General features: G+C 31.4%; 11 protein-coding genes. 6 read left to right on the top strand and 5 right to left on the bottom strand.

Translation table 11 applies throughout. From position 1 onward, the window contains the following. Window positions 1-70: 70 nt before the first annotated feature. Entirely contained in the window at window positions 71-3,022 is a 2,952-nt protein-coding gene (locus ACOSP6_RS07255) for an amidohydrolase family protein (RefSeq protein WP_422093677.1), read from the top strand. A 19-nt stretch (window positions 3,023-3,041) separates the two neighbouring features. Further along, window positions 3,042-4,340: an amidohydrolase family protein gene (locus ACOSP6_RS07260; RefSeq protein ID WP_422093676.1), complete on the top strand. Its 1,299-nt coding sequence runs from the start codon at window positions 3,042-3,044 to the stop codon at window positions 4,338-4,340. A gap of 31 nt (window positions 4,341-4,371) precedes the next feature. Here the strand turns inward: ACOSP6_RS07260 and ACOSP6_RS07265 are convergent, their stop codons facing one another. Beyond that, on the bottom strand, window positions 4,372-4,845 hold the full coding sequence (locus ACOSP6_RS07265; protein WP_422093675.1) for a hypothetical protein: 474 nt from the start codon (window positions 4,843-4,845) through the stop codon (window positions 4,372-4,374). A gap of 113 nt (window positions 4,846-4,958) precedes the next feature. Between ACOSP6_RS07265 and ACOSP6_RS07270 the strand changes: the two genes are divergently transcribed. The 4 genes from ACOSP6_RS07270 (at window position 4,959) to ACOSP6_RS07285 (ending at window position 9,951) form a co-directional block, all read left to right on the top strand. After that, the gene (locus ACOSP6_RS07270) at window positions 4,959-5,756 is read left to right on the top strand and encodes a TrmH family RNA methyltransferase (RefSeq protein WP_422093674.1); all 798 of its coding nucleotides are present in this window, start codon (window positions 4,959-4,961) and stop codon (window positions 5,754-5,756) included. Window positions 5,757-5,907: 151 nt separating this feature from the next. Continuing rightward, on the top strand, window positions 5,908-8,124 hold the full coding sequence (locus ACOSP6_RS07275; RefSeq protein WP_422093717.1) for a RelA/SpoT family protein: 2,217 nt from the start codon (window positions 5,908-5,910) through the stop codon (window positions 8,122-8,124). A 74-nt stretch (window positions 8,125-8,198) separates the two neighbouring features. Then, entirely contained in the window at window positions 8,199-8,648 is a 450-nt protein-coding gene (locus ACOSP6_RS07280; RefSeq protein WP_422093673.1) for a Fur family transcriptional regulator, read from the top strand. Window positions 8,649-8,679: 31 nt separating this feature from the next. Continuing rightward, window positions 8,680-9,951 carry an adenylosuccinate synthase gene (locus ACOSP6_RS07285; RefSeq protein WP_422093672.1) on the top strand — a complete coding sequence of 424 codons (1,272 nt, stop codon included), beginning with the start codon at window positions 8,680-8,682 and terminating at the stop codon, window positions 9,949-9,951. Between the two features lie 52 nt (window positions 9,952-10,003). Here the strand turns inward: ACOSP6_RS07285 and ACOSP6_RS07290 are convergent, their stop codons facing one another. From ACOSP6_RS07290 to ACOSP6_RS07305, 4 genes are all read right to left on the bottom strand, one after another. Then, a complete protein-coding gene (locus ACOSP6_RS07290; RefSeq protein WP_422093671.1) occupies window positions 10,004-11,446 on the bottom strand; it encodes a pyridoxal phosphate-dependent decarboxylase family protein in 1,443 nt (480 codons plus the stop codon). Between the two features lie 145 nt (window positions 11,447-11,591). Then, a complete protein-coding gene (locus ACOSP6_RS07295) occupies window positions 11,592-13,826 on the bottom strand; it encodes a peptidase domain-containing ABC transporter (RefSeq protein WP_422093670.1) in 2,235 nt (744 codons plus the stop codon). Further along, complete coding sequence (locus ACOSP6_RS07300) at window positions 13,823-16,936, bottom strand: lantibiotic dehydratase (RefSeq protein ID WP_422093669.1); 3,114 nt, start codon at window positions 16,934-16,936, stop codon at window positions 13,823-13,825. The genes ACOSP6_RS07295 and ACOSP6_RS07300 overlap by 4 nt, the downstream gene beginning before the upstream one ends. An 8-nt stretch (window positions 16,937-16,944) precedes the next feature. Then, the gene (locus ACOSP6_RS07305; protein ID WP_422093668.1) at window positions 16,945-17,898 is read right to left on the bottom strand and encodes an LLM class flavin-dependent oxidoreductase; all 954 of its coding nucleotides are present in this window, start codon (window positions 17,896-17,898) and stop codon (window positions 16,945-16,947) included.

Here is a 17,898-nt window from a genome sequence, read left to right on the forward strand (position 1 = left end):
ATGTTAAAGGAAATTCATTGTGGAATTAATTGAATATTTTTAGTCGTTATTTCAATCAATTAATTCTACAATGAAAAAAATAGTACTACTATTTCTCTTCTGTATATCAGTAAGTTTCTCGCAAGAATACTTTCCTACGAATACAGGAGTGAAAACTACTCAAAACACCACAGTTGCTTTTACTAATGCAACTATTTATTTAAGCCCAACTAATAAAATTAGCAAAGGAACTTTACTAATAAAAGATGGTAAAGTTTTAAACGTTGGTAAAAAAATTAGTATTCCAAGCGAAGCCAAAGTCGTAGATGTAAAAGGTAAATTTATTTATCCTTCATTTATTGATATTTATTCAAGTTTTGGAATTGCTCCAGTAAAAAGAAGTCGAGGAGGAAATCAAGGTCCTCAATACGATGCGAACAGAAAAGGATATTACTGGAATGACCATATCAGACCAGAAACAAATCCGTTATCTGATTTTTCATTTGATTCAAAAAAAGCCAAAGAATTAATAAACGCTGGTTTTGGTGTTGTAAATTCTCATTTGGAAGATGGAATTATGCAAGGTAATGGAATATTAGTTGCTTTGAATTCAGATGCTACAAATGCCTACAGGATTTTAGAACAAAAAACTACAAATCATTTGTCTTTTTCTAAAAGTAATAAATCAAGACAATCATATCCTACTTCTAGAATGGGTGCTATGGCTTTAATTAGACAAGCATATATGGATGCTGATTGGTATGCCAATGGAAACTCTAAGAATTCTGACCTATCATTAGAAGCTATTAACAAAAACAAAAGTTTGCCTCAAATTTTTAACGCTGGTGATGCTATGAATGCATTAAGAGCTGATAAAGTTGGTGATGAATTTGGAATTCAATACACCATCCTTGGTGGAGGTGACGAATTTGAAAGAATTCAAGATATTAAAAAAACGAATGCTACATTTATTATTCCTATTAATTTCAGAAAAGCCTATGATGTAAGTAATAAATTCTTAGCAGAAGCTATTTCTTTACGTGATATGAGAAAGTGGAATCAAGAACCTTCTAATCCTGGAATGTTAGCTAAAAATAACGTAAGCTTTGCTTTAACTACTCATAAATTAAAATCAGCAAAAGAGTTTACTAAGAATTTACAAAAAGCTTTAAAATACGGTTTAGATAAAACAAAGGCTCTTGAAGCGTTAACTTCTGTTCCAGCTTCTATTTTAAACAACTCTAGAATCGGAAATTTAAATTCAGGTAGTTATGCAAACTTTTTAATTACTTCTGGTGATATTTTTGATTCTAACACAACTATTTACGAAAATTGGGTTCAAGGAAATAAAAATGTAATTAATGACATGAATATTCCTAATCTTGAAGGAACTTACATGGTAAATGTCAATGGTAGAACTTACGATTTAACCATTTCTGGAAAAGGTGATAAACAAAAAGGTGAAGTTAAATTAGGAGATAAAAAATTAAAATCTACCTTCTCTTTTAAAGATGATTGGATTCAATTGGCGATTAACGATGAAGGAAAGTTTTTAAGGTTAGCTGGTACTGTAGTAAATGATTTAAACGGAATGAAAGGGACAGGAACAGACCATTATGGAAATAATATTACTTGGAATGCCTCAAAACAAGTTAAAAAATCAAACGAGAAGAAAAAATCAAAAGATAAGTCTAAAAGTAAAACTCCAGAAATTGTTCCTGTAAGTTATCCTAACGTTGGTTTTGGAAACACAAGCCGATTAAAACAGGAAACTATCTTAATTAAAAATGCAACAGTATGGACGAGTGAAAATAAAGAAATACTGAATAATACCGATGTTTTAATAAAAGATGGAAAGATTAGTAAAATTGGTAAAAACTTATCCGCTGGCAGAGCTACAATAATTGACGGTACAGGAAAGTATTTAACAGCAGGAATTATCGATGAACACTCTCATATTGCAACATCTGCTGTAAACGAAGCAGGACATAATTCAACAGCAGAAGTAACAATTGAAGATGTAGTTGATCCTGATGATATTAATATTTATAGAAATATTGCCGGTGGAGTTACATCGATTCAAATATTACACGGTTCGGCAAATCCAATCGGTGGTCGTTCTGCTATAATTAAGCTTAAATGGGGAGAGAATGCTGAAAACATGATTTACAATAACTCTCCTAAATTCATCAAATTTGCCTTAGGTGAAAACGTAAAACAATCAAACTGGGGAGATCGTCAAACCATTCGTTTCCCTCAAACTCGTATGGGAGTTGAGCAAGTTTTTATTGATTATTTTCAACGTGCTAAAGAGTACGATGCTAAAAAGAAAAGCGGAAAACCATATAGAAAAGATATTGAGTTAGAAGCTTTAGCTGAAATTATCAATAAAGAGCGCTTTATATCTTGTCACTCTTACGTTCAATCAGAAATAAATATGTTGATGAAAGTTGCAGAAAAATTCAACTTTAATGTAAATACTTTTACTCATATTTTAGAAGGATACAAAGTAGCTGATAAAATGAAAAAACACGGAGCTGGCGGATCTACTTTCGCTGACTGGTGGGCTTACAAATATGAGGTAAATGATGCAATTCCTTATAATGCTGCCATTATGCATGGTCAAGGAGTTACGGTAGCCATTAATTCTGATGATGCTGAAATGTCAAGAAGGTTAAATCAAGAAGCTGCAAAAACAGTTAAATATGGTGGTTTAACAGAACAAGAAGCTTGGGAAACGGTTACTATTAACCCTGCTAAATTATTACACCTAGATAACAGAACAGGTAGCATTAAAGAAGGTAAAGATGCGGATTTAGTATTATGGAGCGATAATCCATTATCTATTTATAGCAAGGCTGAGAAAACGATAATCGATGGAACTATTTATTTCGACATAGAAAAAGACATTCAAAAACGTAAAGCAATAAAAGCTGAAAAAGCTAAACTTGTTGAAATGATGCTAAAGGAAAAAATTGGAGGTGCGCCAACACAAGCTCCTACGAAGAAACAAAAGAAATTATTCCACTGTGATACTGAATAAGAACTTAATACGAAACAAAATGAAAAAACAATTTATATACATATTGCTAAGTTTCTTATTCATCGGGAATCTTAGCGCGCAGCAAACACCTGCTCCAAAGCAAACAGAAGCTTTTAGTATTGAAGGTGCTACTGCTCACCTAGGAAATGGAAAGGTGATAGAAAACTCATTGATAATGTTTTCTAACGGGAAAATAGATTTTGTCGGTAGTGCAAATACTAGAATTGCTCGTAAGGGAACAATTATTAATGCTAAAGGTAAACATGTTTACCCAGGGTTTATTGCAGCAAATACTTCATTAGGACTTGCTGAAATCGACGCTGTACGTGCCACAAGAGATTTTGATGAAGTTGGTGGATATTTACCTCATATTAGAAGTATTATTGCTTATAATGCTGAGAGTAAAGTGATAGAAACTATGCGTCCAAATGGCGTTTTAATGGGCCAAATTACACCAAGAGGTGGAACTATTTCAGGAACATCTTCTATTGTTCAATTTGATGCATGGAATTGGGAAGATGCAGCTATCAAATTTGATGATGCAATTCATATTAATTGGCCTTCAAGCTTTTCAAGAGGTCGTTGGTGGCTTGGTGAAGATCCTGCCTTAAAACCTAATAAAAACTATCCAGGTGCGGTTGATAAAATTGTTAACTATATTAAAGATGCTAAAAAGTATCTAGCTGGTGATAGAACTCCTCAAAATTTACCTTTTGAAGCAATGGAAAAGCTTATTAATGGTGAACAAAAGCTTTTTGTCCATGTTTCTGGTGAAAAACCAATTACTGATGTTATTAAAATCTTTAAAGATTTAAAAATTAAGAATCTTGTATTAGTACATGCTGACGGTGCTCATAAAGTTGCTGATATCATAAAAGCAAATAATGTTAGTGTAGTTGTTAACAGAGCTCATAGATTACCTGGTAGCGAGGATGAAGATTATGATTTACCTTATAGAACTGCTAAAATATTAACAGATAAAGGAATTACAGTTGGTTTAGGAATGGAAGGCGGTATGGAAAGAATGAGTACTCGAAACTTACCTTTTTATGCTGGAACTTATGCCGCATATGGATTAGACAAAGAAGAGGCTTTAAAATTAATCACATCTAATACTGCAAAAATATTAGGAATTAGTGATAAAGTAGGTACTTTAGAAATAGGTAAAGACGCTACATTATTTATTTCCGAAGGAGATGCTTTAGACATGAGAACAAATATATTGTCTGATGCTTTTATTCAAGGAAGAAAAATTAGTTTAGAAACTCATCAAACCAAACTTTGGAAACGTTATACAAATAAGTATAAAAATCAATAAAAAGAAAGCTCGGTTAAACCGAGCTTTTTCTTTAAAATTTAAAGCCTTCTGTTAAACTTGCTCCTTTAGTAAGCTTTGCCTTTAACAAAGTAGCTCCAGTTCTTGTAACTTGTTTAATAGTCCTTGTACTTGGTGTATGAATACCTTCTGCTTTAATACTATAAATAAACTCAAGCATATCTTTATCTACAATAGTTTTAAAAATATCACTTCGACTACTTTTCCCATTAACACCATAAGATGGCGTTTGAACAATGTAAACAGGTTGTCCGTTTTTTGTAAAAAAAGTAAATTTTATGGCTCCTGTAAATCCTTGCCATCTATTTGAAGATGTTCTAACATTACAAATAAACTTTCCGTTTGAATTTAACACTGCTAAACCACAAGCTCTCCATGATTTCCCCCGTATTCTATTACAATTTTCTTTAGCTGTTATTGGAAACCTTGATTGACTGTAAAGTGTAAGCCCTAAAAAAAAGATACTTACAAAAAATATTTTTTTCATAATTAAAGATTTTAAATTAGTAATTGAAAATTTCCCGCGACAAAATTCTATTCAACAAATATTTATAATCTTATATGTGGAAACCATACACATAAATAGGTATTTTTGCCTTAATGAAGAATATATCCAGCATTCAAAATCCATATATTAAAGAACTGATAAAACTCCAAGAGAAGTCAAGAGAACGCAAGAAAAAAGGGCTTTTTCTAGTTGAAGGAGCGAGAGAGATTTCTCTGGTTATGAGTTCTGATTATATAATTAGGACGGTTCTATTTATTAAGGAAAACCAAAGTAGTAATAAAGCTATTTTATCAAAACTTCCTGAATCTGTTGAGTTGATTGAAATATCAAAAGAAGTTTACCAGAAATTGGCGTACAGAGATACCACAGAAGGAATTTTAGCCGTAATTGAAAGTAAGGGTTTTGCTCTATCCAATTTAAACTTTAGTAACCAAACTCCTCTTATTATGGTTATGCAAGGAATCGAAAAACCTGGGAATATTGGAGCTATGTTAAGAACTGCAGATGCAGCAAATGTTGATGCTGTTCTCATTGCTGATGCTAAAACGGATATGTATAATCCTAATATTATTAGATCTAGTGTAGGATGTATATTTACCAATCAAATTGCTGTTGATTCTTCCGAAAATATTATTGATTTTTTACAACAAAACAACATAAATATATACAGTGCTACACTGCAAAATTCAAACGCTTATTACAAAGAAGACTACACTAAATCCAGCGCAATAGTTGTCGGAACTGAAGCAACAGGTTTAACTCAAATTTGGAGAGATAAGGCAACACAAAACATAAATATTCCTATGCAAGGACAAATAGATTCTATGAATGTTTCTGTAGCCTGTGCAATAGCTATTTTTGAAGCCAAAAGGCAACGGAATTTTAGTTAATTACGAAACTTATAATTTTACATTGAATATCAAATAGACTTAAAGTGAAATATTTACGTGCTATTTTTGAAATAACAAAAACTTGTTCATTACAAATCTTTATAGTACTTTCACTTTACAATGTAAGTAGATTAATAAATCCCCTGTAATGATGGAGTACACAGCAACGATAGAAGAAGAAAACAAGGAAATAGCAAATCGCTATAAAGATTTGTTAAAAGGGACTTATCAAACCTTATCTGAAGACGACAAAAAACTTATACGAAAAGCTTTTGAAGTTGCAGTAGAAGCGCATTCTAGTCAGAGAAGAAAATCAGGTGAACCTTATATTTTTCATCCAATCGCAGTAGCAAAAATTGTGGCTTACGAAATTGGTTTAGGTGCTACTTCAATTGCCGCAGCATTATTGCACGATGTTGTTGAGGACACCCAATATACTGTTGAGGATATGCAGCAGTTATTTGGTGAAACAGTTGCTAGAATTGTAAGTGGATTAACTAAAATTTCTCGATTAAAACAAGACCAGGACTATTCGATTCAAGCAGAGAATTTCAGAAAAATGTTACTAACACTTCACGATGATGTACGTGTTATTTTAATAAAAATTGCCGATAGATTGCATAATATGCAAACTATGGATGCGATGCCTCCTCACAAACAGGTAAAGATTGCTTCTGAAACACTATATATTTATGCTCCCCTAGCCCATCGTTTAGGTTTATATAATATTAAAACCGAATTAGAAGATTTAGGTCTAAAATATACCGAACCGGATGTTTACAACGATATTTTATTAAAAATAAAGGAAAACAAAGAGGAGCAACAAAAATATATTGATTCTTTTAATTCTAAAATTCGAGAAGCGTTAGATCAAGTTGGATTTAAATATCAAATTAAAGGACGCTTTAAGTCTATCTATTCCATCAGAAGAAAAATGCGTAAGCAAAATGTATCATTTGATGAAGTATATGACAAATTTGCGATTCGTATTATTTATGAACCAACTTCAGATGATGAAAAATTTGATGCTTGGAAAATTTATTCCATTGTAACAGACTTTTATAAACCTAATCCAGCGCGATTGAGAGATTGGATTTCTCAACCAAAGTCAACTGGTTATGAAGCTTTACATATAACTGTTGTAGGACCAGATGCTAAATGGGTAGAAGTTCAAATTCGTTCAGAAAGAATGGATGAAATTGCAGAAAAAGGTTATGCTGCCCACTTTAAATATAAACAAGGAGACGAGCATGAAAATGGTTTAGATGATTGGCTCAATAGACTAAAAGAAACGTTAGAAAATAATACATTAAATGCGGTTGATTTTGTTGAAGATTTCAAACTGAATTTATACGCCAAAAAAATATATGTATTTACTCCTAAAGGAGACTTAAAATCGTTACCTAAAGGTGCTTCTGCTTTAGATTTTGCATTTGCTATTCACACAGATGTTGGTTTAAAAACGAGAGGAGCTAAAGTAAATGGTAAATTAGTTCCGTTAAGTTATGAATTAAAAAGTGGAGATCAAGTAGATATTTTGACTTCTGCTACAAACAAACCTAACTCTCGTTGGCTCGACTTTGTTATGACAGCCAGAGCTAGAACCAAAATTAAGTCAGCACTAAAAGCTGATGAGAAAAAGATTGCAGAGGAAGGTAAAGCCATTTTAGCAAGAAAATTACGCCATTTGAAAATTAACTACGACGAGAAGTTAATTCATGAAATAGCAAGCTACTTTAACTTACAAACAAGTTTTGACTTATTTTATAGAATTGGTAATGGTGCTATTGACAATACACTTTTAAAAGAGTTTGTTAGTCAGCGATCTAGCCCAATTATGAATTTCCTTAAAAATCCATTTAAAAGAAATTCACATAAAAACATTACTGATACCGAAGAAGTAACGAATAAATTCGATGCCTTAGTTTTTGGTCAAGAAGAGGAAAAGCTTGAATATTCTTTATCCGTTTGTTGTAAGCCTATACCGGGCGACTCTGTTTTTGGGTTTGTAACAATTAATGATGGTATAAAAGTTCATAAGAACAACTGTCCTAATGCTATTTCTCTACAATCAAACTTCGCTTACAGAATCATTAAAGCAAAATGGATAGATTCTACCAAACAAGAATTCTCTGCAATTTTAATGGTAAGTGGAGTTGATAATAAAGGTATTGTAAATAATATTACAAGAATTATTTCTAGCAATATGGATGTGTTCATTAACAGCATTAATATTTCTGGAAATGCAGGTATTTTTGAAGGTAAAATTTCTTTAACCGTTAAAAACAGAAATCAACTTACCAAACTTATAAATAACATTAAAAAAGTAGACGGAGTTCAAAAAGTAACACGTGTTAATAGTTTGTAAATATATTCTTAACCTCTTAGCTTTTTTTATTCATAAATAAACGTAAATTTGCTTTTTGGTAAATATCAACCTATATGAGTAATCCAGCTGAAAATCAAGAAATCGTAAAAAAAGTATTTACTTCGTTTCTAGAAGAAAATAAGCATCGTAAAACCCCAGAACGATATGCTATTTTACAAGAAATTTATGATGCTGATGAGCATTTTGATATTGAATCTTTATATATCAAAATGAAAAATAAAAATTATCGTGTGAGTAGAGCCACGCTTTATAATACGATGGATTTATTGTTAGAATGTGGGCTGGTTCGTAAGCATCAATTCGATGGTCAATCAATGGCTCGTTATGAAAAGAGTTATTTCGACAAGAATCATGATCACGTTATTTTAACCGACTCTGGTGAAGTAAAAGAATTTTGTGATCCAAGAATTCAAATTATCAAAAAAACTATAGAAGAAGTGTTTGACATTGACATACACAATCACTCTTTATATTTCTACGGAACAAAAAGAAATTCAAAATAAACTTTAAACACACATAACAACACACTAAATAATGGCGGTAGATTTATTACTCGGCTTGCAATGGGGAGATGAAGGAAAAGGAAAAATTGTTGATGTTCTTACACAGAACTATGATATAATTGCTCGCTTTCAAGGTGGACCAAACGCTGGACACACCTTAGTATTTGATGGAAACAAATACGTTTTGCACACCATTCCTTCTGGAATTTTTCATAAAACAGCGTTAAACGTTGTAGGAAATGGTGTCGTAATTGATCCTGTAATTTTCAAAAAAGAATTAGAGAATTTAGATCAGCACAACATCAATTACACCGATAAATTATTAATTTCAAGAAAAGCGCATTTAATTTTACCAACTCACCGTTTATTAGACGCTGCTTCTGAAACATCTAAAGGTAAAGCTAAAATCGGTTCTACTTTAAAAGGAATTGGTCCAACTTACATGGACAAAACTGGTAGAAACGGAATGCGAGTTGGTGATTTAGAATTGGATGATTGGAAAGAAAAGTATAAAGCCTTAACAGAAAAGCATATTAAAATGCTAGATTTCTTTGAGGTTGATATTCAATATGATTTAGACGAGTTAGAAGCTGAATTTTGTAGAGGTATCGATAAATTAAAAACATTACAATTTATCGATTCTGAAGAGTTTTTGAATAGCGCTATCAAAGAAGGGAAATCTATTTTAGCTGAAGGAGCTCAAGGTTCTTTATTAGATATTGATTTTGGAACTTATCCATTCGTAACCTCAAGTAACACTACAGCTGCTGGAGCTTGTACTGGATTAGGAATTGCGCCTAACAGAATTAAAGATGTCTTCGGAATTTTTAAAGCTTATACAACCAGAGTTGGTTCGGGGCCATTTCCTACGGAATTATTTGATGAAGTTGGTGAAACAATGGGACGAGTTGGACATGAATTTGGAGCTACAACAGGACGTCGTCGTCGTTGTGGATGGTTAGATTTAGTTGCTTTAAAATATGCTGTTCAAGTAAACGGTGTTACACAATTAATGATGATGAAAGGAGATGTTTTATCTGGATTTGATACTTTAAAAGTTTGTACAGCTTATAAATATAAAGGAGAAACAATTCAACATTTACCATACAATATAGAACCAGAAAATGTAGAGCCAATCTATACTGAATTTAAAGGTTGGGCTGCTGATTTAACTGGAATGACAGAAAAAGACACCTTACCTGAAAACTTAATAAACTACATTAAGTTTATCGAGAAAGAAACAGAAGTTCCTGTGAGTATTGTTTCTGTTGGACCAGACAGAAAACAAACAATAATGATGTAATTCATTAAACTACAATACATAAAAAAAACCTGCTTATTAGCAGGTTTTTTTATTAGTTAGCTTTTAAGCTTTTTAATATTTCGCTTCCATATTGTTCGCAATTACTTAAGGTTTCAAGAACATCTTCAAAAGTTGTTTTAGGATTGATTAAACACATTCTTAAAACAATTTGTTTATTCAATATAGTTGTTACAAACACAGCTTCTCTAGTTTCCATAACTCGTTGAGAAATCTTTTGATTTAACTCGTCAATAACACTTTCCTCCAAATTTTCACTTATTGGATGATATCTAAAATTAATAACCGCTAATGTTGCGGGAGAAACCACTTCCCAAACTTTGCTTTTTCGTAAGTGCTCTTCTACTCTCTCTGTTAAATCGATGTTATAAGTAACGGCATTTCTGAAAGTCTCTAAACCATAGGTTTTGATGGACGTATAAAATTTCAATGCTCTTAATCTCCTCGTTAATTGAACACCATAATCATAAAAATTAATCTCAGATTCATTTCCTTCAACATCCCTTAAATACTCAGGCTTTTCACTAAATGTTCCACTTAACCAAGATGCGTCTTTAACTAATAAACACCCAATTTCATACGGTTGAAAAAACCATTTATGAGGATCGACTGTAAGAGAATCTGCACGTTCAATTCCACGTAGCATTCGTTGTCCTTTTTTCGCTAAAATAGCCGCACCTCCATAAGCTCCATCCACATGTAACCAAATATCTTCATCTTCACAAATGTCTGCAATTTCATGAAGAGGATCTACGGTTCCTGTATTTGTTGTTCCTGCATTTGCAATAAAACAAAATGGTTGTAATCCTTCTAATTTATCTTTAGCAATGGCATTTTTTAATTTGTTAATGCCAATTCTAAATTCAAAATCAGTTGGTATAATTCGAATTTGTTCCTTTTTAAAACCTAAAATGCGAATCGCTTTTATATTCGATGAGTGCGCTTGGTCTGATAAATAAATTACCGCTTTAGAAAAATCATCTCCACATTTAATTCTTCGTGCAGTTACGAGAGCAGTTAAATTTGCCATAGAACCTCCACTTGTGAAAATTCCACCTCCTTTTTTAATCGGAAAATTAAACATATTTAACAGCCAATTAACTGTAACTATTTCTAGTTCAGCAGCCGCAGAGGAAACCAACCATCCTCCTGAAAAAATATTAAATCCTGTTGCTAATGTATCTGACATAGTACTAATGAAATTACTAGGTCCGGGCACAAAAGAATAAAATTTTGGATGCATTGTATACGTACTATTTGGTAATACATTTTCTACAATAAAATCTAAAACCTTGTTAGCATCTGTAGGTTGTTCAGGAGCTGATTGAAGAAATATTTCGTCCAAATCCTCACGTGTTTTTGGCTCAGCAAAAGGTTTTTTAGTTTGAATGTTACTCCAATGTTCTGCTATTAAATCAACAATTTTATATCCATAAGACTTCATGTCTTCTAAAGACATATCGAAGTTATCTTTCATAAATAAAGTATTTGTTACAAAATTACCTTCTTTTTAAAGACCATAAAATTTAAACACAATTTATTTGATCAAAAGGAACAAAAAAAAAGCGAGACTCTCGTCCCGCCCTCTTTTTCAATTTCAGAATTTTTACCAGCTACTATCTTTAATTTCCTAATTCTAATTGATTTTTTACCAAGTGAAAATAATCCGCTTTATTTTCCACTAATTTTTTATGATTACCATATTCGACAATTTCGCCATTCTTCAATACGATAATTTGATCGGCATTTTTTACCGTTGATAATCGATGAGCAATCACTACAGCAGTTCTATCTCTAAAGAATTCTTGTAAATTATCGTGAATAATCTTCTCGTTTTCAGCATCCAACGCACTTGTTGCCTCATCAAAGAAAATGTAATGAGGATTTTTATATACTGCTCTTGCTATTAAGATTCGTTGCTTCTGCCCACCCGATATACCATTACCTGCTGCACCAATTTTAGTTTTAAGTTTTAGCGGTAATGACATGATATATTCTTCTATATTCGCAATTCTTACGGCATTAATAAGTTTATCATAATCTATCTCTTCATCACCCGTTGCTATATTTCTTTCAATGGTATCAGAAAAAATATAGCCATCTTGCATTACTACTCCACAATTTTCTCTAATACTTTTTGGAGATAAACTTAATATGTCATCATAATTATAATGGATGCTTCCTAATGTTGGATCATAAAATCTAAGTAATAATTTAAGTAATGTTGTTTTACCACTTCCACTCGCTCCTACTATTGCTGTTACCTTTCCTTCAGGAATTAACATGCTAATGTCTTTAAGAATAAATGGTGACTTTGGGCCTTCATATTGAAAAGAAACATTCTTTAAACGTATTCCTTTTTCGATTCCATTATTTATAAAAATATTTTCTCCTATTTCTAATGTTTTAAGTGGAGTTTCCTCTCCTTCCTCATTTACATACACCGTTTCTTCCTCTGGATGATTTTGAACTTCATTCAATCGCTCTAAACTTAATTTAGCATCTTGTAACGACCTGAAGAAATCTACCAACTGATTTACTGGAGAATTCATTTGTCCAATAATATAGGAAATACTTAGAAGCTCTCCGATTGTCATTTGTCCTTTTACCACGTATGTTGCGGCTAAAAAAGTGACCAAAATATTCTTCAACTGATTCAAAAATTCATAACCAGAAACCTGAACTTGATCGATTTTAAGGATTCTTAAGTTCGTTTTGAATAATTTATTCTGAATTTTCACCCAAGCTTTTCTTTTAAACTCCTCAAACTGATTCAACTTCATTTCTGATACTCCGTTGATAATTTCCAAAATTGAATCCTGATTTTCAGCACGTTGTTGAAACTTAAAATAATCCAACATGCGTCGCTTCTTCAAAAAGTAATATGACCAGCTAATTGAGAAAACTGTTAAAGCCAAGTACACCGCCAATATAGTAAAGTCGTAATACCAAAGTACTCCAAAGAAAACAGAAAATGTCATTATTGAAAATACAGTAACTAAACTCTGTGAAGTTAAAAACTCCTCAATACGCTCATTGTCATTAATTCGTTGATTAAAATCTCCTACCATTTTAGAATCAAAAAACTTAATGGGTAATTGAAGAGTTTTCTTTAAAAAATCTGAGATAATATTAATACTCAGTTTGGTACCTACATAAAGTGTAAGGGAATTTCGTATAATTTGAATAGTTATTGCTCCTAAAAACAATCCCAATTGCGCTAATAATATTAAAGTTATCATATTCATATCTCCAACTGTAACTCCTTTATCAATAAGATTTTGAGTTAAAAATGGAAATATTAAGGTTAATAAACTTCCTAAAAGAAGCATACTAAACATAAAAGCAACTTGCTTTTTAAATGGTTTTAGGTAGTTTAACAGATAGGAAACCGTTAACTTTTGTGTTTTGGGTGGTTCCATTTCATCAAACTTTTCAGTTGGAGAAAGAAATAACACAATACCTTTATCTTCTTCTGAGCACCAAGATTTCTTGAATTCTTCTTCAGAAAGCGTAATTAAACCATGAGAAGGATCGGCAACTTTAAAACGGTTTTTTCCTGTAAAAATATTTTTCTTTACATCATGTAATACTACAAAATGGTTTTTATTCCAATGAAGAATACACGGCAGCGTACCTTCTTCTAATAAAACCTCCATTGAAAGTAAACTTGGATAGGTTTCAAACCCTATTTTCTCGGCAGCATCTGAAATACTCATTAAACTCACTCCCTCTTTCGATATGTGAGAAATATCTCTTAAATATTGTAATGGATATTCTTTTCCGTACATTCTTGTGATCATTGCAATACAAGCAGGACCACAATCCATTTGATCGTGTTGCGGTATAAATTTCATAGTGTAGCGTGGTTTTGTTTAACAAACTTCATTCTTCCGAGCATCATTTTATAGTATTTCGATAATACTCCATACAATACCAACTCATGCATTCTAGGGTTGGTTATTGAAAATCTGTTTACGTGCATATGTATGTAGCTACTAATATTAGCTTTCATTTCAGGGATTAAAACAGATTTTGATGCTCCTAAATCTTTATAAAAATTTTGATTATGGTTTATTACAAGGTTATATAATTCGGTTGATTGATTTTGGAACAATTCAGAAATAGAATCTTTATGTGCTCTAAATTTTGCTTCTATTTGCTTTTTTAAATGTTTGTCTCCATTAAATTCTTGCAAAAATGCTTCGTACAAATTGTTGATATGATTTAATTTCTCTTGAAGAGTGAAACCGAACAACTCATATACATTATCAATGGTTCTTAACATCGGAATCCAAGAGAATTCATTACTCACTCCTTTTAGTAAATGTTGCATTTGTAAAATTAATTCACTGTCTCTGTGAAACATTGACTCTGATGGAACTATTAAAGAATTTCCATAACGCTCTAATTCTCTATTATACGTCGACAGTTCTACTTTCCAAACAGCATGATTTTCAACATATGGATGTAATACTTCATTTACATATTTTACAACTTGATTGTAAAAAGAGTTATCTGACAGTAAAAAGCGTAATCGAATATGAAAATCTGGATCTCTAAAGCGAACAAAATGCCATTTTTTAATGAGACCTTTAGCTTTCATCTTTTCAATTAACTGCATCATTGCATTTAAAAGAATACTATTTGAAGATTTTGTTCCGGTATAAATTTTAAAATAGATCCAATCATCTCCAGGAATAAAGGTTCTTTTCTCAGTAACCTCATTAAAACTAAAAAGTTTTGCTTTTTTAGCTTCCTTAAAAAATGGAATAATATACTCTGTATTGAAAACCTTTTTTTGACTCTCAATATTATCGACTAAAATTTCTTCTAAAGAGAGATATTTATTTTTCTTTACTGATTCCGCTATGTAAGAATACATAAAATCATTCTCCAAATCAATCCATAAAGTATGATCTTGTTGCTCTCGAATACACACATATCTCGGAACATTATGTTTATATAAAAATGCCCTTAGTGTTTCTATTTCACATTTATTATGATGAAAAAATGCTGTCAATTCTTCTTTAGAGAAGTACCATTTTGCTGGAGAAAGAATGATATCTCCATGTGTAATTCTAGGTCGCGTTTTAAATACCTTGTAATTAACACTACCAATGTTTAAACCTAGTGCGCTTGTACAATCTTGCATTTGAAGTTCACTTAAAAACTGATAAACTGGAAGTGCATTGTATTGAAAGTTATGCGCTGTGGTATTTACTATTTTAAGTTGTTTGTTTAGTTTTTTACTTCGTAAAACAATTCTATTATGTTTAATACTTACAAAGATATCGTCTAAAGAAATCTGTTGCTTTGAATCGTTTCCTTTGGTTAAAAAAGCTATCTCATGAGTTCTTGGTACATTTCTTAATAATATATTTCCGGAGCGATTATCAGGAACATGTAATAATTCAACTAGAATTTCATTTTCATCATTTGTTTCTTGACCATCTGCATCTTGAAACAATTCATTTAAAGATGAATCTAAACTCGAAAAACGTCCGATTAAGTTTAAAGCTCCTGTTCCTCCTACAACTTCGATTGATATATTCTCTTGAAACTTATTAATCATTGTGTAAAATGATTGTGATAAAAGAGATATGTTTGTAGGAAAATCGTTTAAATCAATCTTCTCTAAATCAATTGTTTGCTGTTTATTTTTTTGAGCTTTTAAAAATTGATCAGTCCAAAATTTATGAATCTTATGATGATACTTAATTTTAGATTCCGTTGGTTCTTCATTATTAATTTTAATATCATCAATTAATGATGAAAAGTTACTAGCATCAGAATGGTCTTGGATATAACCAACTCCAAGCTCATTATCTAAAGCAATTAGCAACGGAATTTCTTTATCTTCAAAACGTTTATAAAACGCTGTTTTAAAATTATTTAAATTAGAATTATCATTTTTTAGAGAGAACCTAGATAATGCATAAATTGCTTTTTTAATACTTGATATCTGAGCTGATGATAAATCATACTCCTTTTCAGGTAAATTGTTTCTTAAGTTCGTATTGATTAAATATTTCTTATCAAACCTAATTTCGAAGGCATCTGCTATTTTAAAAATTTCATTGTATTCACTTATTGAATTACCTGTAACATTCGCGTCAATCTCTGATAGTTTATCTTTTAATTGAACTAATAATTTATGGTAACTTAAAACGTCTATATCATTAGTAACTTTAATAATATTTGATTCAAAATAGCTCACTATTTGATGTAACGGGGAAATGCCGTTAATCGTAATATCTAAATCACTAACTAATATTTGAGAATCAATCAGCGAATGTAAATATGCTAGAACTTCTTCTTCAGAAATTTCCTCAATTGCGTATAACAATAATTCAGTTAATTCTTTAAGAGTTTGAACATCTTTCCTAACAACATTCACAATCAACTCTAAAACCTCATCTGCTTCTACTTCTATTAAACTATACGCTCTTTTGTTGTTGGTTATTTGAAATTCAGCATAACGATAATGACTTCCTACTTTATACATTGAAGAATTGATACTGAACTTTGCACAATTTCTGATTTCCTTGTTTTTATTAAACTTGTAAATTAAGGTATAAAAGAACTCTAAATCAATTCCGCTAAATCGTTCTAAAGTTTTATAATTTTTATGTGGAGTCTCTTCTTTATGTTTGATTTCCGTATATCCAGAGAACAAACCAAAAGGAGTACAACGCGTTGTTGATCTGATATAATATTTCGCTATGGAAGTAATAATTTTATCCTGCTTTGTTTCAGACATATCAGCATCAGTAACCATTCTACTCCATTCGTAATATAAATCTGGGGATGCTAAGAAAATTGATTCTTTGAAAACTTCATCATAAAACAATTCTTTGACAAATGAAACTACTTGATTTCTTTCCGAAGGAATTTCAGAAAAGTGATTCACTGTTTGAATTGGTGCTCTTAAAATAAAACGATTGATATGATTAAAGTTTTCCATGATACTTATTAATAAACTGGAGTTAACATTTGAAATTTTTCAGCGATGGCATGAAGGTTTTTAAGCTTTTCTTTATGAGTTCCGGCAACGTCATAAAAAACAAACTCATCTAAACCGTAAGTTTCATTGTATTGTTGAACAATTTCTTGCAGTTTTTCAGGTGTAACTGGTTCAATAATAAACGCCTCTGCCGAAATACTGCGAGCATATGCTGTCATTTCATTTACTTTAAATTCAGCTTCTTCCATTGTATCGGCCATATAAAATGCTAATGAGATAACTATTTTCGGTTCTATCCCATGGGCAGCAAAATATTCTGATTTAAAAGCATCAATTTGACCCTTATCAAACTGCTTAGACTGACCAAAATTGTGAAATAGAGAAACACAATAATTAGTTTTGTATTTAATGGCCTCTTTATAACTATTAAATGTTGTAGATAAATACCAAAGCTCTGGTTTAGAACCTTTAAATGGTGGAATTAAAATTTGATTGTTATTTAGGTTTTCATCTTCATTTTCTAACAAATCAGAAATAACTTCTAAGTTGTTATTAAAAATTTGACGATTTGTTTTTCTACTTAAATCAGGATGCGCCAACTCAGCAATTTTTTTGCTGTCTGGTAAACCTTTCGACAAACCTAAATCGATTCTATTTGGATACAAATTAGCTAATAACTTATAATTACATGTAGTGGCATACGGAGAATATAATGACAAAGAAACTCCCGCTGAACCAACCTTAATTTGATCTGTCATTCCAGCTAAAATGGGTAATAAAATATCTGGATTTGTATATGGATGATTCTTTACATGCGCGTAATGATGTTCTGCTAACCAAAACCTTTTGAATCCCGCCGCATCTGCTTCTACAGCATACTCAATTAATTGCTCGACAATTTCTAAACTTGTAGCATCGTCTCTTTGACCTAAATCGATTAATCCTATTTTAATATTTTCCAT

The sequence above is a fragment of the Tenacibaculum sp. MEBiC06402 genome, from assembly GCF_049239625.1.
Taxonomy (GTDB): domain Bacteria; phylum Bacteroidota; class Bacteroidia; order Flavobacteriales; family Flavobacteriaceae; genus Polaribacter.

What these genes read in the sequence shown, in the direction of transcription:
- ACOSP6_RS07260 (WP_422093676.1), top strand. Translation starts at nt 3,042, where the DNA reads ATGAAAAAACAATTTATATACATATTGCTAAGTTTCTTATTCATCGGG.
- ACOSP6_RS07270 (WP_422093674.1), top strand. Translation starts at nt 4,959, where the DNA reads ATGAAGAATATATCCAGCATTCAAAATCCATATATTAAAGAACTGATA.
- ACOSP6_RS07285 (WP_422093672.1), top strand. Translation starts at nt 8,680, where the DNA reads ATGGCGGTAGATTTATTACTCGGCTTGCAATGGGGAGATGAAGGAAAA.
- ACOSP6_RS07300 (WP_422093669.1), bottom strand. Translation starts at nt 16,936, where the DNA reads ATGGAAAACTTTAATCATATCAATCGTTTTATTTTAAGAGCACCAATT.
- ACOSP6_RS07295 (WP_422093670.1), bottom strand. Translation starts at nt 13,826, where the DNA reads ATGAAATTTATACCGCAACACGATCAAATGGATTGTGGTCCTGCTTGT.
- ACOSP6_RS07265 (WP_422093675.1), bottom strand. Translation starts at nt 4,845, where the DNA reads ATGAAAAAAATATTTTTTGTAAGTATCTTTTTTTTAGGGCTTACACTT.
- ACOSP6_RS07280 (WP_422093673.1), top strand. Translation starts at nt 8,199, where the DNA reads ATGAGTAATCCAGCTGAAAATCAAGAAATCGTAAAAAAAGTATTTACT.
- ACOSP6_RS07290 (WP_422093671.1), bottom strand. Translation starts at nt 11,446, where the DNA reads ATGAAAGATAACTTCGATATGTCTTTAGAAGACATGAAGTCTTATGGA.
- ACOSP6_RS07305 (WP_422093668.1), bottom strand. Translation starts at nt 17,898, where the DNA reads ATGGAAAATATTAAAATAGGATTAATCGATTTAGGTCAAAGAGACGAT.
- ACOSP6_RS07275 (WP_422093717.1), top strand. Translation starts at nt 5,908, where the DNA reads ATGGAGTACACAGCAACGATAGAAGAAGAAAACAAGGAAATAGCAAAT.
- ACOSP6_RS07255 (WP_422093677.1), top strand. Translation starts at nt 71, where the DNA reads ATGAAAAAAATAGTACTACTATTTCTCTTCTGTATATCAGTAAGTTTC.